We start from the raw sequence: 20,940 nt of genomic DNA on the forward strand, positions 1-20,940 counted from the left end.
ATATAAAATCCGCCATATAGAGGAAACTAGGGTATTCCTTTTGTATGGTGGATTTTAATATTTAAAAGGGGGTTATTTATGTTCATCTATATTTAGAGTAAAGAGAGCTTTATTCCGCCTTTCCTGCAACAGCGTTGGGTGTCCAATGCTTAAAGAAGCTAAGTACTTTCTTCGGGCTATAGCCTTGACCCTCTTCTAGCAAACTGCTGTCTTGAATGTGAACCACCTTTCCATCGCCATTGAGTATGACAAAAACAGGGAAACCGAAACGTTGTGGATAACCTAATCGTTTCAACATACCCTCTGGCGCACTTTTACGAGGATGATAGTTGACATGAATATAAACGTAGTTGTCGGCAATTACTTTGCTGATGGCTGCATCTTTCGTAATGAAGTCGGCAAAGCGCAAACACCAAGGACACCAGTTGCCACCCAACTGGCATACCACAAATTTATTAGCCTGTTTAGCCTTGCTAATGGCTTCATCAATCTGTGTCATCTGATTGATATTTTCATTATATACTTTGGGCAATTGTGCATGGATATTTAGTGCAAATATCACAGTTGTTAATAGAAATAAAACTTGTTTCTTCATATATGTTTCTTTTTAATGTTTACTTTTCTGTAATTCGCAAATTTAATCATTTCCAGAGAAGTGAGCAAATTATCTCTTTTTTTACCTCTCTTTTTGTTATTTGAAAAAAAGTATATATGCTTTTTCCTAAATTTATATTAAGGAAAACAATAACCTTACATGAATGATATTCGGAACGCCCGTTTACATCTAAATTTATATATAATGAGAAAGTAGGCAACTTGTGTCTGCCATTTTGTCGCTTTTTAGGATTGTAGAAATAGCTTTGGCACGCTTTTGGCATAGATAAGCATAAAGAACAATTAAAAACATAAAGATTATGACAATAAAACCATTAGCAGACAGAGTTTTGGTACTCCCTGCACCAGCAGAAGAGAAAGTAGGCGGAATTATCATTCCTGATACAGCTAAAGAGAAACCACAGCGCGGTAAGGTAGTGGCAGTGGGCAATGGCACCAAGGACGAGGAGATGATCCTTAAAGTAGGTGATGAAGTATTGTACGGCAAGTATGCAGGCACTGAGATAGAAAGTGAAGGAGAAAAGTACTTGATGATGCGTCAAAGCGATGTTTTGGCAGTAGTAGAATAAACAAACGATCATAATTTTAATACAGAAACAACTATGGCAAAAGATATTAAGTTTAATAAAGATGCACGCGAATTATTGAAGAGCGGTGTCGATCAGTTAGCTAACGCAGTAAAGGTAACATTAGGTCCTAAGGGGCGTAATGTAGTAATTGGTAAGAAGTTTGGTGCTCCTCAAATCACAAAGGACGGTGTTACTGTGGCTAAGGAAGTGGAGCTAGAAGATACATTTGAAAATGCAGGTGCACAGCTTGTTAAGAGCGTGGCTAGCAAAACTGGAGACGATGCAGGTGATGGTACAACTACAGCTACTATCCTTACCCAGGCTATCGTTAACGAAGGTTTAAAGAACGTAGCAGCAGGTGCTAACCCTATGGATTTGAAGCGTGGTATCGACAAAGCTGTTGACAAGGTAGTAGCGTATATTAAGGACAACGCAGAGCTAGTTGGCGACAATTATGACAAAATTGAGCAGGTAGCAACCGTATCAGCTAACAACGATCCTGAGATAGGCAAGCTCCTTGCTGATGCTATGCGTAAGGTTTCTAAGGACGGTGTTATAACTATCGAAGAAAGCAAGACACGCGAAACATCTATCGGTGTGGTAGAGGGTATGCAGTTCGATCGTGGTTACCTTTCAGGCTATTTCGTTACTGACACAGAGAAGATGGAGTGCCAGATGGAAGATCCTTACATCTTGTTGTATGATAAGAAAATTTCTTCGGTAAAGGATTTCTTGCCTATTCTTCAGCCAGTAGCCGAGAGCGGTCGCCCATTGTTAGTGATTGCAGAAGATGTCGATTCAGAGGCTTTGACAACTTTGGTAGTCAACCGTCTTCGTGCAGGTTTGAAGATCTGTGCAGTGAAGGCTCCGGGCTTTGGCGATCGTCGTAAGGCTATGCTAGAAGATATTGCTGTATTGACTGGTGGTATCGTAATCAGCGAAGAGAAGGGCTTGAGTCTTGACAAGGCTACAATAGAAATGCTGGGTCATGCTAAGAAGGTTACGGTAAGTAAGGATAACACTATCATCGTTGATGGTGGTGGTGAGAAACAAGCTATTGCTGATCGTGTGGCTCAGATCAAGAGCGAGATTACCAATACTACAAGCTCTTACGACAAGGAGAAGTTGCAGGAGCGTTTGGCTAAGTTGGCTGGCGGTGTTGCAGTGCTTTATGTAGGTGCTAACTCTGAGGTTGAGATGAAGGAAAAGAAGGATCGTGTTGACGATGCTTTGTGTGCTACTCGTGCAGCTACTGAGGAAGGTGTTGTTGTAGGTGGTGGTACTACTTATATCCGCGCTCAAGAGGCATTGGTAGGCTTGAAGGGTGAAAACAACGATGAGCAAACTGGTATCAACATCGTATGCCGTGCCATTGAAGAGCCATTACGCCAGATTATTTTCAACGCTGGTGGCGAAGGTGCTGTAGTCGTAAACAAGGTACGTGAAGGCAAGGGCGACTTCGGTTACAATGCTCGTAAGGAGCAGTACGAAGATCTTCGTGCAGCAGGTGTGATCGACCCAGCTAAGGTAGCTCGTGTAGCCCTTGAGAATGCAGCTTCTATCGCTGGCTTGTTCCTCACTACCGAGTGTATCATTGTTGATAAACCAGAGGAAACTCCAGCTCCAGCTATGACCCCTGGTATGGGAGGAATGATGTAATTTGATTGAGAATAGTTTTTAAGCTCAATAAAGCAAAAGCTAAATCCAAGCAATTGGGTTTGGCTTTTTGCGTTTATGTTAGGGTATAGATGAGATTTGCTTAACCTACGGCTACTGAGCCAGAGTTACGGATAAAAAAATCTTTATTTTTAGATTAAGTAAACTATATGGATATCCCCACTAAATTTCTACTGAGCCCTGAAAAGGCAATCAAGTTAATCAAGGAAAAAGCCGATGATTACGACATGGAATTGAAGCAAAAGGCAGATAGCTTGATGCAGAAGAAATAACAAGAGTAAAATTGTGACAGTAGAATCGTAGAGGTAAAACTTATGCCCTCTACTTAAAATAAATAAGAAAACCGCAGATTATTCAAATAAAAGTTGTAATTTTGCCAAATAACGTCAAGACACAAGTAAGCAATATGCTATTTTCTGAACGAATAAAAGAGTTACGTATGCAATATAAGCTGCCACAACGACATTTGGCAGCGGCACTTGATATTGATACGGCGACTTATTGTAAGATAGAAAAAGGAGAAAGAAAAGCTAAAAGAGAACAGGTGTGCATCCTGTCAGGGCTATTTCATGTCAAGCAAGAAGACTTGATTATCTTATGGCTTGCTGACAAAGTCTCCGATATTGTGGCTCCAGAGAAACAAGTTGCTATAAATGTTTTATCTGTTGTCAAAGAAAACTTAAAACGTACAGTGTGATGTTACAAAGAAAATATAGTCCAACAAATCTGGAACCCACTATAGTTGCAGAAAGTCGTTCTCCGTACGGACTGAAAACCTATGTCAGTTTGTTCAGTAGCGCTGGTGTAGGATGTTATGGCTTTAAACAAGAGAATTTTTATTGTATTGCTACAGTGGAACTACTTGAACGTAGGCTAAAAATACAAAAATACAATCAAAAATGTGCATACGATAGTGGATATATTTGTGGAGATATGACCCAAAAAGAAACACAAGGACGAGTGTTTGAGGAATTGGATTTATGGAAACGAAATTTTAATGTAAAAGATTTAGATGTAATCATTGCGACACCACCATGCCAAGGTATGTCTGTAGCAAATCATAAGAAGAAAAATGAACTGAAAAGGAATTCTTTGGTTGTTGAATCTATAAAAATGGTTAGCAAAATACAACCGAAATTTTTCATATTCGAGAATGTCCGTGCATTTCTTACATCCATTTGTACAGATGTTGATGGTCAAGATAAGACTATTAAAAATGCAATAGAGTTGAATCTTGGTGGATTGTATAATGTGCTGTTTAAGGTTGTGAACTTTAAGGATTATGGTAATCCATCTAGCAGGACACGAACTTTGGTCATTGGAGTAAGAAAAGATTTAAAAGAAATTACTCCTTATGATGTGTTTCCTGACAGGCAGCCTGAGAGAACTTTGCGACAGATAATAGGTGATTTGCCATCATTAAGAACTATGGGAGAAATTTCTAAAACCGATATTTATCACAATTTTAGAAAATATGCTCCAAGAATGGAAGCATGGATTGCCGATATAAAAGAGGGGCAGTCTGCTTTTGACAACACTGACATAACCAAGATTCCTCATACTATAAAGAATGGGATTGTAGTCTATAATGCTCAGAAGAATGGGGACAAATATACACGTCAGTGTTGGGATAAAGTTGCACCATGCATTCATACTCGTAATGATATTATGGCAAGTCAAAATACTGTTCATCCTGTGGATAATCGGGTTTTCAGTATTCGTGAAGTGATGCTTATGATGTCGGTTCCTGCAGCTTTTCAATGGAGTGATATTCCTTTTAATGAGTTGAACAAATTGCCAATAAAAGAAAAAGAAGCTTTCCTCAAAAAGGAAGAAATGAATATAAGGCAAAATTTGGGCGAAGCCGTTCCTACTATTATATTTAGACAGATAGCGCATAAAATATACAAAGTTTTCTGTCGTATCAATATGACGGAGCAAGATATTAAGGATTTGATAGAGCGGAAGCATCTTAATAGTCAAATAAATCTTATAGATTTTATCAATAAATCTACAAGATACCGTTTCTGCGAACTATCAAAAATTGCAGAATTAGCAAATGCTAATAGAAATAATAACGCAGCATATTATACTCGACAGGACATTTGTTTTTCAGTAGTTGAGAACTTGCCAGAAGCGAAAGGCCTTACAGAAATCAATATTTTGGAACCCTCTGTTGGTGTAGGCAATTTTATTCCCATGCTTATTCAAAAGTATGCAGACGTTCCCTCTGTAAACATAGATGTCGTTGATATTGATGATGACAGCCTTGAAGTACTTAAGGCTCTAATCAATCATGTAAATATTCCTAATAATGTACACATGAACTACATTCATGCAGACTTTCTTACTTATTGTTTTAAGAAAAAATATGATGTGGTTGTTGGAAATCCTCCTTATAAAAAACTGACAAAGGAAAAAGAGTTACTATCTGTCTATAAAGCAGAAGCCTACAATACTGATACAAATAACATATTTTCTTTTTTTATAGAAAAGTCTATTAGAATTGGAAATGTAGTATCATTGATTGTACCTAAAAGTTTGATAAATGCTCCTGAGTTTAATAAAACTCGTCAACTAATGAGTAAAAAAAGAGTTTCTCATATCATTGATTTCGGGGAAAAAGGATTCAAGAATGTTAAGATTGAAACTATAAATTTTGTTGTTGAAACACAGCGAAAGCCTGCTCTGACAATTGTAGAATCTTACATTACGAAAAAAGTTGTAATACAGCTGCAATCCTACCTTATGGATACAAAGTTTCCTTATTGGATAATATATCGTAACGAAGATTTTGATAAAGTTGCAGATAAAATGGAGTTCAATGTGTTCAAAGCATATAGAGATAGAGTTATAACCAAGTCTTTGACAAAAGGGAATGGGCAGGTAAGAGTTCTCAAGTCAAGGAATATTGGTGATAATCAAATTATTGATATTCCAGAATATGACAGTTATGTGGATAATATAGAAGGGCTGGATGTTAGTAAGTTTCTGAACAAAACAAATTGTGTCCTGCTCCCAAACTTGACATATAACCCACGAGCATGCTTTCTCCCAAAAGGGTGCATTGCCGATGGTTCTGTTGCAATTCTTACCTTGGCAAACAGTGATAAGGTTATAACAAAAGAAGATCTGTCGTTTTATGCCACGGATAAATTTACTAAATTCTATGCAATAGCAAGAAATTTAGGTACACGTTCACTTAATATTGATAACAACTCTGTTTTCTTTTTTGGAAAACTTAAAGGATAGATGAAATGAGAGAAAATATAATAAAATATCTTAGTAATTTTGACTTGGATGTACGTAAATCACAAGATGCACGTTTTATGGATCAAAAGTGTACTCCTGATGTTGTTTGCTTTATTGCTGATTGCATTATCAATACAATAGATGTTGACAATGAGTTTACCTTGTCCAATATTTGGGATGCTCAATACTTCATAAAGAACGCAAGAGCTATTTTCAATAAGCCATTACCTACTAATCCAAAAGCTCGTCATGAGTATGATAAGTTTATACAACAGCCTCTCCGAATGCTTGCTTATGCCCATGTGTTGGAGATAGAAAAGCGATCGGGAACAAATTATTATCGTGTTGCTAATCTGGATATTCTTGACTATATAGCGCAAAGAGAAAGAAATACATATAATTTTCTCTATTGCTATTTGCAAAAGGTTCTTTCGGATAGTGGTTTCATTCGATATTTTGATGCGTTCAAAGATAAATGTTTGCAGGGAAAAGCTACGAATGCAGACTTCCAAGAGTTAAAAAGTAGATATGACCGCTTTGTAATAGGTAATACAGCTATAAATACGGAAGTCGAAGTTCATCGTATTTTTAGTAAGATATTGAATGTATATGCCGTTGAGAATCAGATTAACGGGACAGAAAAGGGATATATGTCTAAATATATCTTTACTTTCTCTGATTTGATGTATAATCGTAAGAATTGGAGAGACCTGAATAAAGATAAATCCATTACTCGACAGGAAGCACAAGAGCAACAAGATGTAAAACGGCAAGAAGTATACAATGCTTATTATGTTCAAAAAGCTATGAATTTGTTGCGGAAGATTCAGGTCGAAAGTGAAGTACATGACCAATGGGGAAATGGAGAAGCCACACAAATTCATCATATTTTTCCAAAATCTCAGTTTCCGCAACTGGCACATTATTTAGAGAATTTGATAAAACTTACAGCAACGCAACACTTTACGAAAGCACATCCTGATAATAAAACACAAGTAACAAATCGGGATTATCAACTTACATGCCTGTTGGCGAAAGCCGATACCATTGAAGCATCATTAAAAACAGTTGGGGACAAGTATTATCGTAAAGAATCTTTTGTTTATGTTATAAATACGGGGTTACTCTTGTCAATTAATCCTATTATAACTTTTACAGAGATAAAGCGAATATTAATCCAAGCATATAATGCAGCATGATAAAAAAAAGTATCAAGGTCGTAGATTTATTCTGTGGAATTGGAGGATTGTCAAACGGTTTCTTCCAAGAGGGATTTGATGTTGTTGCTGGATATGATAATGACAAATCATGTAAATTTGCTTATGAAGTAAATAATCATGCAAAATTTCATCTTGCAGATATAACAAAAGTCACTGGTAAAGAGATTAATCAACAATTTGGAGACAGTCTTAAAATCTTGGTCGGCTGTGCTCCATGCCAACCTTTTTCTTCTTATAGTTTTAAAGTAAAAACCAAGGATAAAGATAAAGTCAATCTACTTTATTCCTTTTCTCGGTTAATACATACAGTAAAGCCGACAATAGTATCTATGGAGAACGTTCCACAACTTATGGATACGGATAAGTATTCTGTTTTCTCTGATTTCTGTACAGAACTAAAAAAAATGAAGTATCATATCTCCGTTCAAGTTGTCTTCTGTCCTGATTATGGAATTCCTCAAAGACGCAGGAGGTTAGTTTTGCTAGCTTCTAAATTAGGAGCAATTAATCTTATTGCAGGAACCCATACATCGGACAATTATGTTACTGTTCGTGATACAATAGGTAATTTGAGGGCTATTAAAGATGGGGAAATAGATTCTCATGATCCATTGCATAGAGCTAGGAAATTGTCAGATTTAAATCTTAAAAGAGTATCTCTTACCAAAGAGGGAGGGAGTTGGCATGATTGGCCTGAAGAAATGATTCTTGAATGTTTTAAGAGACAAAGTGGAAAATCATACGGGAGTGTATATGGTAGGATGAAATGGAATGAGCCTGCTCCGACAATGACAACTCAATGCACTGGTCTCGGAAATGGTAGGTTTGGGCATCCAGAACAGAACCGTGCAATATCTTTAAGAGAAGCAGCATTGTTTCAGACATTTCCTATTGACTATAAATTCTATGATATAAATGAAATATGTCATCCATCTGTAATATGTCGACAGATTGGAAACGCTGTTCCACCTATATTAGGTAGGGTGATAGCAAAGAGTATTAAGGAGCATTTAAAACAACACAAGATATGGCAAAAAGAGAGATAAAGCACAGTATTGAAGATATTGATGAACAAATTAATCAGGAAAGCATCCCTTATGATTATGATACAAAGGAGTATCCTGTTGAAGTTATTATACACAAATTTGATCAAGGTCAGATTTTTGTACCGACCTACCAACGGCAGTTTGTTTGGAAATTAAATCAGAGAGCAAGATTTATAGAGTCTGTTTTTCTAGGTGTACCCATAATGCCTTTTCTTGTTTCTGTCTCAGGAAAAGATGCGGAACTTGAAATTATAGATGGGTCACAAAGAATACGTACATTAGCAGAATATTGCAATGGAAGACTTAAATTATCTGGATTAGAAAAATTGACTTTCTTAAATGGTACAAGATTCTCTGATTTAAGCACAGCAAGACAAAATAAATTTTTACTTCGTGATTTTAGATTTCATGTTGTAACAGAAAATGCCAAGCCAGAGATTAGAGCAGATATTTTCAATAGAGTAAATACCAGTTCTAACAAATTGACATCAAGTGAAACGAGAAGAGGTGCTTATCAATACAAGTTCTATAATTTTGTTGTGGAATGTTCTCAGAATGAGTTATTCCATGAAGTGTGTCCTATTTCTAAGAGTAGGTCTGATAGGGGAGAATACGAAGAATTGGCTTTAAGATTCTTTGCCTACTCTGAGTCTTATCTAAGTTTTAAGCATGATGTGTCTTCTTTTTTAGATGATTATGTGAAAGCTCATAAATCATCGTTTGACGAAGAACGAATGAGAAATGCTTTTTTTACTATGTTGAATTTTGCAAAAAAGGAATTGGCACCATGTTATTTTGCGAGGAGTGAAAGAGATAAATCTACTCCAAGAGTTAGATTTGAGGCTTTAGCTGTTGGCATACATTTTGCCTTGCTGGAAAAGCCAAATTTAACTGTCAAAGATCGAAATTGGCTTAACTCCATAGAATTTAAGAAAGTAACCACTTCTGATGCTAGTAACAATCCTGGGCGATTAAAGGAACGTATTGAGTTTGTTCGCGATTGCTTGTTAGATAAAATAGAAAATCTCACTTATGAAGAAAACTAAAGATGAATTCAAAAAGAGATGTGTTGAGGTTGACAAATATTTAGATGCACTGTCGTTGCTTGACAAAGGCAATTGTCAACTAACTTGTACTGATTTAGCAGGAAATGCTATTGTCAGACAGATTGATACCGATCTAGCGCGAATCTTGAAAGCTAATGCATTCCTGTTACTTTATAATCTTATAGAGGCTACTATAAGAAATTCTATACAAGCAATAATAAACTCTATCAATGGCGACAAATTAGAGTTCGCACAAATATCAGATAAAGTACAAGAACTGTGGTTGAGACAAGAAATTAGTGACATAAAGAATACAAATCAGAATTATCTGATTATATCGGGAATATCTCAAAAAATATTAGCGCACTCCTTACTTTCTTTCAAAGAAGACTGTATTAAAATTAGTGGAAATATGGATGCTAAAGCTATTCGTAAAATAGCAAAACAGTTTGGTTACCAAGAACCTAAAGATGGAAGAGGCTTAGTACAAATAAAAGAAAAAAGAAATAAACTTGCGCATGGAGAGTATACATTTACTGAGGTTGGCAAAAATTACACAATCAGTGATATAAGTATTCTAAGTAAAGAGGCTAAGGAATACATAGATGATGTTTTGTTATGTGTGGAAAATTATATATTGAAAAAGTCTTACAGGAAGATAAGCTGATTGGGAACAATTTGGGAACATTCCTAAAACAAGAAAAAGCTAAGTATTGAGTAATCAATTACTTAGCTTTTATCATTGTACCCAGACCCGGGCTCGAACCGGGATGGATTGCTCCACTGGTGTTTGAGACCAGCGCGTCTACCTATTCCGCCATCTGGGCTTAATGCTTTTTTATTAAGCGGTGCAAAGGTAGGGATAAAAAATGGATTAGTCAAATATTTAGAGCGAAAAATTGTGATATTTATAGAAAAAACTTATGATATTGATAGGGATAATGTTGTGGAAGGGTAGATAGGAATGCGATGGAGATGAATACTCCTATTGATAAGAGTGCGACGAGATATATAGAGAAATAATGGGGGAGGGTAATAGATATAAATAATGCTAGTGATTTCTTAAAAGATTTGTCTTGTTAGAAATTAAGGTGTATCTTTGAAAAATAAGATGAGTAGCATGCTGTAAGTTGTAAACGAAAATATGCAAGGTATAACAAAATGAATACTGCGCACATACAGGCTCTCTTTGCAAATAGGAACTTATAAACCTAGAAAAGTGGAAAAAGTAGAATTAAATAACTATGGAATTATTCTAGCTGGGGGGAAAGGTCGGCGTCTTTGGCCCTATAGTACGGAGAGAATACCAAAGCAATTTATCGACTTCTTTGGTGTGGGACGTACCCAGTTGCAACAAACTTTTGATCGTATTGTCAATATCTTACCAAAGGAAAATATCTATGTAAGCACGAATATAGCATATATAGATATAGTGCGCGAGCAGTTGCCTATGCTAGATGAGGCACAGATAATTGCTGAACCTATTTTCCGAAACACCGCTCCTAGTGTAGCTTGGGCTATTCACAGAATAGGGAGTCTTAACCATGAAGCTAATGTGTTGATAGTGCCTTCCGATCATAATGTTATTAATGTTGAAGCTTTTAAACAAGATGTGTGTAATGGCTTTTCATTTGTTACCAGCAATGATGCTGTGTTAACGGTAGGTGTGGAGCCTACAAGGTTTGAGTCGGGATATGGTTATTTGCAAAAGAACGAAGCAGATAGCGTAGGAAGTATTTATAAGGTACAAGCGTTTATAGAAAAACCTGATGCCGATTTTGCTAGTATGTTTGTGGGGAATGGTGAGTGGTGTTGGAATACTGGTATGTATATTTCGAGCGTGAACTATCTTCGCATCATACTTGGGCAGAACCTTCCTCCTATTCTCCGACACTTTGATGCGTTGCATTCACCTTATAATGTTGAGGCTGAAGATAAGTATATGCAAGATTATTTTGCTTTCTATAATAATATTTCTCTCGAGGAATGTATTTTGGAGAAGCAGGCGAATGTATATGTGATGGAATGTAAATTTGGTTGGGCAGATCTAGGTACATGGCATAATATGTACGAGTCGACACGCACAGAAAACGATGAGAACGTAGTACTCAACTCGGAAGTGTTTTTTGAAGAAGCCACAAATAACATTATCCGAATGCCTAAGGATAAGATTGCTGTTATTCAAGGGCTAGATGGCTACATTGTGGTAGAAGAAGGCAATGTGCTGCTTATTTGTAAAAAAGATGTATCGCCATCGTTTATAAAAAAGTATATCAACGAGGTGCGAATGCGAAGGGAGAAAGCGAAAGCGAAATAAGCGATTTTATAAAAAAGTGGGAAACTAACGAAATTCTTCGTCGGCTTCCCACTTTTTTGTGCGTGTTCTCTCTTACTTCTGTGCCTTAAAAGCTGCAAAAATCTTTTCGGCAATAGCTTTTTGTTCGTCGGCTTCTACCGTTACATGGTGATTAAAGTCGGCGTCACGCTCTGCGTTCATAGGCAATAGATGGATATGTGCATGGTTTACCTCTAAGCCATATACCACTTGTGCCACCTTTTTACAAGAGAATACCTCCTTGATAGCCTTTGCTACACGCTTTGCGAAGAGTTGAAACGCTGCCAATTCGTCATCTTCCATATCAAAGATGTAATCCACTTCACGGCGAGGTATTACCAATGTGTGTCCCTTTGTTACAGGGTTAATATCCAGAAAAGCATAAAACTTATCGTTTTCTGCACACTTGTAGCTTGGTATCTCTCCAGCAGCAATTTTACTAAAGATAGTCATAATCTCTTACCTCCTTTTTATATTTTTTATTATGCGTCAATAGAAATCTTGTCAATGCGTAGTTTTATAGTGCCACGAGGAATGGTGATCTCTGCCACATCGCCCACTTTCTTGTTTAGCAAACCTTGTGCAATAGGGGTTTTGATAGAGATCTTGCCCTGCTTAATGTTGGCCTCTGTTTCGCTAACAATGGTATATTTCATCTTTGTTTGGTTGTCAACATTTGTCATTTCCACTGTCGACATAATCTGTACAGCGTCAGTGCTTAGACGCGAAGTATCTACGATCTTAGCTTCTGCCAAGGTCATCTTCATTTCAAGGATCTTTGCTTCTAGGTGGCGTTGTGCCTCTTTAGCTGCGTCGTACTCCGAATTTTCGCTTAGGTCGCCCTTGTCGGCTGCTTCTGCAATCGCTGCCGATGCCTTTGGACGTTCAACTGATTCTAGTTGTTTAAGGTCTTCAACGAGCTTGTCATAGCCCTCTTGTGACATGTATGCCATAATTATATCTTTAATTAAATTTTAATTCTAATTATTGTAAAGTGGATATAAAAAACAGAAGAATTCCAACATTATTACTTTGCTGTCGGAATCCCCCATACTTTCTTATTACCCTATGATAGGATGTTGCAAAGTTAGCTAATGTTTTTTATATAACCAATTATTTTCTCATCAAAAGTGCATATACTGCTCTTTTGTGTATTTTATACGCTTCCCACAAAGAAAAAGGACGCCTTCATCAAAGCGCCCTTCTCTATTATCGTTTTGTCTAAATCTTATTTCCTATCTCCGAAAAAGCGCAATAGATATAGGAAGAGGTTAATAAAGTCGAGGTAAAGGTTTAAAGCACCTAGCAGTGCTATCTTTTGTGTACTCTCGCTCACATTACCTGCAAGTGATAGCTGCTTCTTAATGTTCTGTACGTCCCAAGCGGTAAGCCCAGTAAAGATAAGTACGCCAGCACCACTAATAATAAAGTCCATCATCGTACTCTTTAAAAAGATATTTACGACCATAGCTATTATAAGTCCTATTATTCCCATAGTTAAGATGCTACCCATTCTTGAGAGATCGCGTTTGGTAGTTGTTCCTATTACTGCCATTGCTCCGAAGGTACCAGCCGTGATAAGGAAAGTTTTAGCGATCGATGCTCCTGTAAATGCCAAGATGATAGGAGCGAAAACAACACCCGTTAGCACCGAGTAGGCAATAAACCATAAGGTGGCAGCTTGTAGAGATAGCTTGTGGATGCGTGCTGAAAGGTAAATTACAATACCTACCTGTGCTCCTATTAGTAGGAAGAAGGTCAATCGGCTAGAGAACATTAAGTTCATTAAGCCCACGGATTGGCTTACCCAATAGGCGGCGATACCTGTAATGATCAGTGCCATTGTCATCCACGTATATACTTTGCGCATGAGGATAGGCATAGCTTGCGCCATAGCAAGCTCTTGCTCACGTGTGTAGTTAGGGGCTGAAAAATTGTCAAAATTCATATCTTTTCTTTTTTTATTAATAATCTTACGCTTAGCCCATACTGCTTTTTTGTAAGCAAAGAGCTATATAGTGCAAATATACAAAAGGTGTACCATAATTGCTAATTTTATCTATGGTAAATATATATCATTTGTTAAATTTGGTTTTAGGAACATAACGTAGTAGATGGGTAAGTAAATTATCTCGCCTTTCTTGCTTATCTCGCGCTGATTAGAAAGTACATAACCTTTGTCCACCCTATAGTCTTTGTTAGCGATGAGTTTGTCAAGGGCACTGTGAGTGGTATAGTCTTTTCCCGACTTCACTTCTATTGGCAGTACTGCTAAATTGTCTTGGTCGTCAATTAGATAATCCACCTCACCATTCTTCTTGTTGTCATAATAGTAAAGGCTGAAACCATGTGCCTTTAGCTCGGATGCTACTACACTCTCATAGACTGCTCCTAGGTTTACCGACTCATCATCGTTGAGTACTGCCCGAATATTTTTGCCATACAAGAGATTGGTGAATAATCCTACATCGTTGATATATAGCTTGAGCAAATTTTTCGTAGCCGATTGTATCAAAGGGTAAGTAGGATTTGATACAGCTTTTACCTCTAGGGCTATCCCCGATGAAATAAGATAGTCGAACTCATCTTTATAGGTCTCATATCTTGCTCCTTTCTTATTTTCTATATCCTTATAAATAATGCGCTTCTTCTTACTTTCTAGGTTAGAGGGCATCAAATTATAAATCATACGTATCTTGAGTTTGTGTTCCTTATCATATTTAGCGGCATCGGCAACATACATTTGGTGAATACTGTTATGTAAACTTCTTACACTTACTATATTCTTTGTGTCAAGATAGGTCTGAACAGCATCTGGCAGCCCACCTATTAATAGATATAGCTTGAAGAGTTCTAGCACACGTGCGTGTACAGTTTCGTCTAAACTTTCTTCTTGCAAGAAACTGGTTCGGAGGTGCTCTAGGGCTAGCTCTCCAAAACCATTAGCTATCAAAAATTCCTCAAAGTCGAGCTGATACATGTGTAATATTTCCAAACTCCCTATGGGTAATGATACTACTTCGGCAGATAGTGTTACGCCTAATAAACTTCCACTGGTAATGAAAGTATATCGGTTGTCTTCACGTAAGAATTTTAGCAACGTGATAATATGGGGATATTCTTGTATTTCATCTAAAAAAATAATGGTGTCATCTTTGGTACCAAGGCGTTCGCCTGCTAACATACTCAACTGAAAATAAAACTTGTCGGTCGTGTTACAGTTTGCAAAAAAGCCTGCTCCTTGTTTGTCTTCTACAAGATTAATCTCGACATAGTTTTTAAAAATTTGCTGGGCTGCATGCCTAATAATATACGACTTGCCTATCTGGCGTGCACCGTCCAGCATAAGTATTTTGTTACTCTTGCTTCGCAAATGATCAATAATATTTCTTTCTATCTTTCTGTATAACATGGCTTTATATTACGATAACACCTTGTGTTCTTGTTGCAAAAATACACTTTTCCTATAAAATAAGCAAGCAAAAAATACACTTTTCCTGCTTTTTTTATGGCGAAAAAATACACTTTTCCTATATTTTTGGTAGTTAAAAAACACACTTATTTCATTTTTTGTCGAGGTAGTTCTTATTGTCTCTTTTAATAATTTAGCCCGCAAAAAGGGCTAACTCCGAGAGTCAGCCCTAATAACGTTTGCGAGAAATTCCAAACCTTTGTTACTAGCCTTAGTGGGTAGCTCCCCACCATTCTGTGTGTTGTAAGCCCTTCAATGCTGTCGGATGGGTCGTTGGATCGGATATGGTCAGACCACAATTTTCTGCAATAGGAATAAAATTATCTATACCGTATATAGCACTATATACGGTAGGTGTGCAAGTGCTAGCAATAACTGCTTCTTGCAATTTTGCCTTAAATGATGACAGTTCGGCTACTGTAGGCTTCATGTGTTTCACGTAAGAAAGCATATCGAAGAATATTGTAGGGTTGAAACCACCAAGGATCTGAATGTTGCTTGCTTCCTCTGCCGACACTTTATATTTACCATTCAGCACCTTCATTTCCTCTGCCAATGCCTCTATCTTGCTACAGTCTATTGCCGATAAAGCCCCTAAAGCGTATGTTTTCTTGTTGTTATAGTGGGTAGCAAAAGCCTTTGTCATACCCACGAAGCTTGGCGCTTCAGGATTTAAGGCTGGGTACATGATCTTATAAGGCATACCTTCTTTCAAAATTTCGCTTGTACTCGCTACTAAATAATGGGTAGCATTTCTAAAGGTATAAGCCGTTTCTACATTTGCCATATAGCAATCGTCAAGTATAAGATATTGTAGCTTCACTCCTGCACGCATAATAGCAGAGGCTATTTCGTTGAGGTCTAGCGCGTACTGTTTGTCTGCTACGCTACCCATAAAACGTGTCATCGTAAACTGTGGTGGTGCCCACGATGATTGGGTATCACGCTTCGCCCTATCCGTTGTCGATCGGGTGGGGTACTTCTCCCATATCTCTTTTTGTGTCCAGCCCGAGCCATGCCCTCCCATGATCAGTCCAAACTTAGTGCTGTTAGTGGCATGCGTATAGTGCTTAATCTCTTTTAGCAAACTGCTAAGACCAGCAGGTGTGCCAAAGTCGTAAGTGCTATATTGATTATTCACAGGTATTTTTTCTACTACCCCATCCTTGGTTACCAACTGATAAAGCTCTGACGAAGTGGGCGATTCGCTGATAAATACCATTACTTTCTGTCCTTGCGGAATGCCTCCTATCTGCTTGATACCTTGTTCCAAGGCTATTGCGTTGTTTGCAAGTGCCGAATACAACCCTTCGTCCGAACCACTTGCATTACCTGTCCATGGAAGGTACATTATGATAACGCTCGATGTTTCAGCATCGTTGCCTGTGTATATAATAGGATCGCTACAGCCTGCAAGTATCATCACAACTGTTAGTAGCAATGTAAAATGGAATAAAATTTTCCTCATTTAGTAAATCTCGTTTTCTTTATTTTTAAAACAAATAAATAATGAAAAACAAAGTTACATTCTTTTTTTAATATAATATTATGTGTTTTTTTAATATAATGATTATTTAACGATATTCCGCAGTTATAGCCCCCCCATTAGGTGTTTACTGTAAGATGGACAGTAAAATATAAAAAGATTTATCGTGTTTTTAGGTTGTACCAAAACCACCTCTTATAGATGCGAACAGATAAAAAGAAAGGTAATGAAAAAAAACGATAGATGCTAAAGATAGCAGAACTGCTTGAAGCAGCATACGCAGAAAAACCTTAAAAGAAACGATGTATAGCGAAAAGAGAAAGCTAAGTATACAAAAAAATGAATTTTTTTTCAAATAAAATTTGGTAATTTGCTGACAAATGTATATTTTTGCATTCTCAATAACGTACAATTTCCATAGTATGAAGGTAAAAACAAGTAGATTAGAGGCTCTAAAACTTATTATTTCAAGCAAGGAGCTAGGTTCACAAGAAGAAGTGTTAGTAGAGTTGAAGAAAGAAGGTTATACGCTAACTCAAGCCACATTAAGTAGAGACTTAAAGCAGCTAAAAGTAGCTAAGGCAGCTTCTATGAATGGTAAATACGTATATGTGTTGCCAAACGAAACAATGTATAAGCGTGTAACTAGTCCACGTACGGCTGGAGAGATGTTACAACACAGCGGTTATCTTACATTCAATATTTCAGGGCAATTGGCTATTTTGAAAACGCGTCCGGGCTATGCCAGCGCTTTGGCTTACGACTTTGATGCTGCCGGGTTTGGTTGTGTTTTGGGAACGATTGCTGGCGATGATACCATTTTTGTAGCACTTCGTGAAGGGGTATCAAGAGAAGAGGTTATCGACACATTTGCTTCAGCCATTCCTGGTTTACGCCATTTGGTGGATCCTTCAAAGAAATAAGCCGAAGTATTAGTTCGGGCAATTTAGGTAGCAACAGCACAAGATACTGTTTTCGTAACTGGTGGTAGTTAAAGTAAAGCTTTGACTACCACCAGTTTTCGTTGTATATCAGCGGATAACATAAAGTTTTTCTCTTTCCATATAAGAACGAAAAGAATAATAGTATTATCTCTTAAAAAGTAATCTCTTACCCCCTAATTTGTTAAAATATGACCTTTTACAGCAAAAAAGGTCATATTTCACGATAAAAAATAATTTATTTTTCAACTAAAAATAAATTAAAAATAGAACAAAAATAAATTGTTTTGCGCTTTAAAATATTATGTTTATCTTTGTCCAAGTTTATTTTTTAATTGTAGAAAGAAGATCTTTTTTTAGCGAAAGATGTTCAGAACAAAAGAAAGAAGCTATCTTAAAATAAGATTATAAGCACATTAATAACAAACTTTATTTTTTATACAGTATGATGAAGAAAACTCAATACGCCTTACTGATAGCGTTGTTTGCTGGCACAGTAACACTAGCCCACGCTGCTGTAAAAGGTCAGAAAAAGGTAAAAAAGGCAGCTGTAACAAATCCATTGTTGCGCCCTAGCGGTTTGCCTTATGGTGCTCCTAACTTTAAAGTGATAAAGGATACCGACTATCTACCTGCTATTGAGGCAGGTATCAAGCAGCAACGAGCTGAAATTGCTGCCATTGTCAATAACAAGCAAACACCTACTTTCGCAAATACTATTCTTGCATACGAGCAAAGCGGTCGCACCTTAGATCGTGTTACGAGCATTTTCTTTTGTGTAACCGAGGCCAATAAGACACCCGGTATTGCTGCTGCGGAGGAGAAAGTTATTCCTTTGCTTACCGATTGGGAAAACGAATTAAGCTTCAATCAGAAGTTCTTCAAGCGTATCAAGTATGTTTACGATCATGAGCTAAACAAGCTAACAGGCGAAGACAAGAAGCTAACAGAGAAAATCTATAAGGGCTTCGTGCGTTCGGGTGCATTGCTATCGCCAGAAAAGATGGCGCGTATGCAGGAAATCAACAAGCGCATCGCTACTTTGCAGCAAGACTTTGGTAGCATTATTCCTAAGGCTACCAATGCTGCTACTGTTTGGTTGCAGAATGAGAGCGACCTTGCTGGTCTAAGTGCTGCCGATATTGCACAGTGTAAGAAGGATGCTGAGGCTTTAGGAGGCAAAGCTCCTTATTGTATTGTGATTACCAATACTACCAATCAGCCCATCTTAACCAATATTGCAAATCGCGAAACACGTAGAAAGGTGTTTGAAGCTTCTATCCACCGAGTAGATGGAACAAACGAGTTCAACGCTTTCCCTATTGTTGTCGAAATCGCTAAATTGCGCGCAGAGAAAGGTAAGTTGATGGGGTATGACAACTATGCCAACTACTCTTTAAGCAATACGATGGCAGGTAATACTACCAAGGCTTACAGTTTCTTGAAGAGCTTGATAGCTAAGTATCGTCCTATAGCTGATGCTGAAAGCAAGGCTATTGAGGAGTATGCACAAAGCAAGGAAGGTGCCGACTTTAAGCTCCAACCTTACGATCGTTTCTTCTATTCTGCTAAGATGAAGAAGGAAAAATTCAATTTCTCTGATGATGATGTAAAGCCTTATTTCAATGTGGATAGCGTGTTAGTAAACGGTGTGTTCTATGCTGCACACAGAGCATACGGCTTAAACTTCCGTCAGCGTTTCGATTTGCCTACTTATCACAAGGATATGAAGGTGTACGATGTGTTGGACAAAGATGGTAAGCAATTGGCGTTGTTCTATACCGACTACTTCCGCCGCCCAACAAAGCGTGGTGGTGCATGGATGAGTTCGTTTGCTAAGCAAAGCCGATTGAGAGGGCAGATACCTGTGATCTATAATGTAATGAATATCGCAAAGGCACCAGAAGGTCAGCCTACACTCTTAACATGGGACGAAACTTCTACAATGTTCCATGAGTTTGGGCATGCGTTGCACGGCATATTGTCAAACTGTAAGTATAACACGTTGAGTGGCACTGCTGTTGCGCGCGACTTTGTAGAGTTTCCATCACAGTTTAATGAGTCGTTTGCTGCTATTCCAGAAGTGCTTGACCACTATGCTAAGCATTACAAAACGGGTGAGATTTTGCCTGCCGACTTGAAAGAAAAGATGTTAAACTCTATGAACTTCCATTCAGCTTATAGTCTTGGTGAGAACCTTGCTGCTACCTGCCTAGATATGGCTTGGCATGTATTACCTGTAGAGCAAGTACCTAATGCTGATGGTGCTAAGGCTTTTGAGCAGAAGGCTTTGAGCGAAGTAGGATTGTTAGATAGCCAAATTCCTCCACGTTACTCTACATCATACTTCAACCATGTATGGGGTGGTGGTTATGCTGCTGGCTACTATAGCTATTTATGGACAGAGGTGTTGGCTGATAACGTGGCTGCTACCTTTAAGGAACGTGGCGCATTGAAGTTATCAACAGGTACCGATTTCCGTAATAAGGTTCTAAGCCGTGGCAACACATTACCATTGATGCAGATTTTCACCGATTTCACTGGTCTAAAGGAACCTCGCACAGAGGATCTTTTAAAGGCTAGAGGGTTGGAATAATATATTTTATAAAACTTTTAAAAGTGTCAGTGTGTAGTTTAAGGCTATACATTGACACTTTGCGTATTACAATGAAGCAAATTATTGGCTTATTCTTTTGTAGTTTGCTCTTGGTGGCTTGCTCTTCAATAGAGAATACCTTTATACCGACTGGCATGGGGCAAAGAAAACTACAGCGTACAAACTAAAGAAGGACACTTTGATCATTTATTGGTATGACGAAACAGAAGTGTTGCTGAAAAAGAAATAAAGAAATTGTTTCCTAAACTAGAAGTCTTGCACGAAAAAAACTAACAAAAAGCCTATTTCTAGCCCCCCTCTCTCTCCTCTCTACACTATTTCTTTTATCGCTGTAATATCTCCTCTCTCTTATATATATTATAATGTGTATTTCCTCTTTTCTTCTATTTTGAGGTAGAAAACCAACTTTTTTCTCACTTTTTTCTTGTTAAAGTTTGGTGTTTTGTTCTAAACTCTATACCTTTGCACTCGCTTTTACGAAATGAGTCATTCACAATTCGTTTAGGCACAACAAGAAAGAGTTCTTTGAAAAGATTTACATAACAGACAAAGTAGTACAAGAAGCAATAGTGCATATTTTTATGCACATTGGTAAAAAACAAACCGTTGATTTATTTAACAAGGGTGCTTTTAAACTTGATACTTTAGAATTTAGGATACATTC

At 37.5% G+C, this 20,940-nt stretch carries 18 protein-coding genes and 1 tRNA gene; 12 read left to right on the top strand and 7 right to left on the bottom strand.

Annotated elements, in window-relative coordinates:
* Positions 1 to 109: 109 nt before the first annotated feature.
* On the bottom strand, positions 110 to 595 hold the full coding sequence (locus PREBIDRAFT_RS09705; RefSeq protein WP_004339809.1) for a thioredoxin family protein: 486 nt from the start codon (positions 593 to 595) through the stop codon (positions 110 to 112).
* Positions 596 to 914: 319 nt separating this feature from the next.
* On the opposite strand from PREBIDRAFT_RS09705, the gene PREBIDRAFT_RS09710 reads away from it, so the two are divergent.
* The 9 genes from PREBIDRAFT_RS09710 (at position 915) to PREBIDRAFT_RS09745 (ending at position 10,092) form a co-directional block, all read left to right on the top strand.
* Complete coding sequence (locus PREBIDRAFT_RS09710) at positions 915 to 1,184, top strand: co-chaperone GroES (protein ID WP_004338018.1); 270 nt, start codon at positions 915 to 917, stop codon at positions 1,182 to 1,184.
* A gap of 33 nt (positions 1,185 to 1,217) precedes the next feature.
* A complete protein-coding gene (gene groL, locus PREBIDRAFT_RS09715) occupies positions 1,218 to 2,843 on the top strand; it encodes a chaperonin GroEL (RefSeq protein WP_004338019.1) in 1,626 nt (541 codons plus the stop codon).
* 167 nt (positions 2,844 to 3,010) lie between these two features.
* Positions 3,011 to 3,133 (top strand): hypothetical protein, encoded by a 123-nt coding sequence (locus PREBIDRAFT_RS11825; protein WP_262497952.1) that lies wholly within the window; start codon positions 3,011 to 3,013, stop codon positions 3,131 to 3,133.
* A 134-nt stretch (positions 3,134 to 3,267) separates the two neighbouring features.
* Positions 3,268 to 3,558 carry a helix-turn-helix domain-containing protein gene (locus PREBIDRAFT_RS09720; RefSeq protein ID WP_004339810.1) on the top strand — a complete coding sequence of 97 codons (291 nt, stop codon included), beginning with the start codon at positions 3,268 to 3,270 and terminating at the stop codon, positions 3,556 to 3,558.
* The gene (locus PREBIDRAFT_RS09725) at positions 3,558 to 6,113 is read left to right on the top strand and encodes a DNA cytosine methyltransferase (protein ID WP_004338029.1); all 2,556 of its coding nucleotides are present in this window, start codon (positions 3,558 to 3,560) and stop codon (positions 6,111 to 6,113) included. Before PREBIDRAFT_RS09720 ends, PREBIDRAFT_RS09725 begins: the two co-directional genes overlap by 1 nt.
* A gap of 5 nt (positions 6,114 to 6,118) precedes the next feature.
* Positions 6,119 to 7,312 (top strand): hypothetical protein, encoded by a 1,194-nt coding sequence (locus PREBIDRAFT_RS09730; RefSeq protein WP_004338031.1) that lies wholly within the window; start codon positions 6,119 to 6,121, stop codon positions 7,310 to 7,312.
* The gene (locus tag PREBIDRAFT_RS09735; protein WP_004338032.1) at positions 7,309 to 8,379 is read left to right on the top strand and encodes a DNA cytosine methyltransferase; all 1,071 of its coding nucleotides are present in this window, start codon (positions 7,309 to 7,311) and stop codon (positions 8,377 to 8,379) included. The genes PREBIDRAFT_RS09730 and PREBIDRAFT_RS09735 overlap by 4 nt, the downstream gene beginning before the upstream one ends.
* Positions 8,361 to 9,425, top strand: coding sequence for a DUF262 domain-containing protein (locus PREBIDRAFT_RS09740; RefSeq protein ID WP_004338034.1), 1,065 nt, complete (start codon positions 8,361 to 8,363; stop codon positions 9,423 to 9,425). Before PREBIDRAFT_RS09735 ends, PREBIDRAFT_RS09740 begins: the two co-directional genes overlap by 19 nt.
* Positions 9,412 to 10,092: an MAE_28990/MAE_18760 family HEPN-like nuclease gene (locus tag PREBIDRAFT_RS09745; RefSeq protein ID WP_004338036.1), complete on the top strand. Its 681-nt coding sequence runs from the start codon at positions 9,412 to 9,414 to the stop codon at positions 10,090 to 10,092. The genes PREBIDRAFT_RS09740 and PREBIDRAFT_RS09745 overlap by 14 nt, the downstream gene beginning before the upstream one ends.
* A gap of 78 nt (positions 10,093 to 10,170) precedes the next feature.
* Here the strand turns inward: PREBIDRAFT_RS09745 and PREBIDRAFT_RS09750 are convergent.
* Positions 10,171 to 10,252: transfer RNA gene (locus tag PREBIDRAFT_RS09750), tRNA-Leu, on the bottom strand.
* A gap of 392 nt (positions 10,253 to 10,644) precedes the next feature.
* Between PREBIDRAFT_RS09750 and PREBIDRAFT_RS09755 the strand changes: the two genes are divergently transcribed.
* The gene (locus PREBIDRAFT_RS09755) at positions 10,645 to 11,742 is read left to right on the top strand and encodes a mannose-1-phosphate guanylyltransferase (protein ID WP_004339811.1); all 1,098 of its coding nucleotides are present in this window, start codon (positions 10,645 to 10,647) and stop codon (positions 11,740 to 11,742) included.
* A 72-nt stretch (positions 11,743 to 11,814) separates the two neighbouring features.
* On the opposite strand, the gene PREBIDRAFT_RS09760 is transcribed toward PREBIDRAFT_RS09755, so the two are convergent.
* The 5 genes from PREBIDRAFT_RS09760 to PREBIDRAFT_RS09780 form a co-directional block, all read right to left on the bottom strand.
* Positions 11,815 to 12,213, bottom strand: coding sequence for an HIT family protein (locus PREBIDRAFT_RS09760; protein ID WP_004338039.1), 399 nt, complete (start codon positions 12,211 to 12,213; stop codon positions 11,815 to 11,817).
* A gap of 29 nt (positions 12,214 to 12,242) precedes the next feature.
* Positions 12,243 to 12,713, bottom strand: coding sequence for a transcription elongation factor GreA (gene greA, locus PREBIDRAFT_RS09765; protein WP_004338046.1), 471 nt, complete (start codon positions 12,711 to 12,713; stop codon positions 12,243 to 12,245).
* Positions 12,714 to 12,988: 275 nt separating this feature from the next.
* Positions 12,989 to 13,708, bottom strand: a complete 720-nt coding sequence (locus PREBIDRAFT_RS09770; protein ID WP_004338047.1) for a Bax inhibitor-1/YccA family protein — start codon at positions 13,706 to 13,708, stop codon at positions 12,989 to 12,991.
* 111 nt (positions 13,709 to 13,819) lie between these two features.
* Positions 13,820 to 15,172 (bottom strand): ATP-binding protein, encoded by a 1,353-nt coding sequence (locus PREBIDRAFT_RS09775; protein WP_004338049.1) that lies wholly within the window; start codon positions 15,170 to 15,172, stop codon positions 13,820 to 13,822.
* Positions 15,173 to 15,443: 271 nt separating this feature from the next.
* Complete coding sequence (locus PREBIDRAFT_RS09780; RefSeq protein WP_004339817.1) at positions 15,444 to 16,700, bottom strand: clostripain-related cysteine peptidase; 1,257 nt, start codon at positions 16,698 to 16,700, stop codon at positions 15,444 to 15,446.
* 440 nt (positions 16,701 to 17,140) lie between these two features.
* Between PREBIDRAFT_RS09780 and PREBIDRAFT_RS09785 the strand changes: the two genes are divergently transcribed.
* Both PREBIDRAFT_RS09785 and PREBIDRAFT_RS09790 read left to right on the top strand, forming a co-directional pair.
* The gene (locus tag PREBIDRAFT_RS09785; protein WP_004338053.1) at positions 17,141 to 17,641 is read left to right on the top strand and encodes an arginine repressor; all 501 of its coding nucleotides are present in this window, start codon (positions 17,141 to 17,143) and stop codon (positions 17,639 to 17,641) included.
* 466 nt (positions 17,642 to 18,107) lie between these two features.
* Positions 18,108 to 20,255 carry a M3 family metallopeptidase gene (locus PREBIDRAFT_RS09790; protein WP_004338055.1) on the top strand — a complete coding sequence of 716 codons (2,148 nt, stop codon included), beginning with the start codon at positions 18,108 to 18,110 and terminating at the stop codon, positions 20,253 to 20,255.
* Positions 20,256 to 20,940: the final 685 nt, after the last annotated feature.

Origin of the sequence: Prevotella bivia DSM 20514 (assembly GCF_000262545.1) — a bacterium.
Classification (GTDB): Bacteria; Bacteroidota; Bacteroidia; order Bacteroidales; family Bacteroidaceae; genus Prevotella; species Prevotella bivia.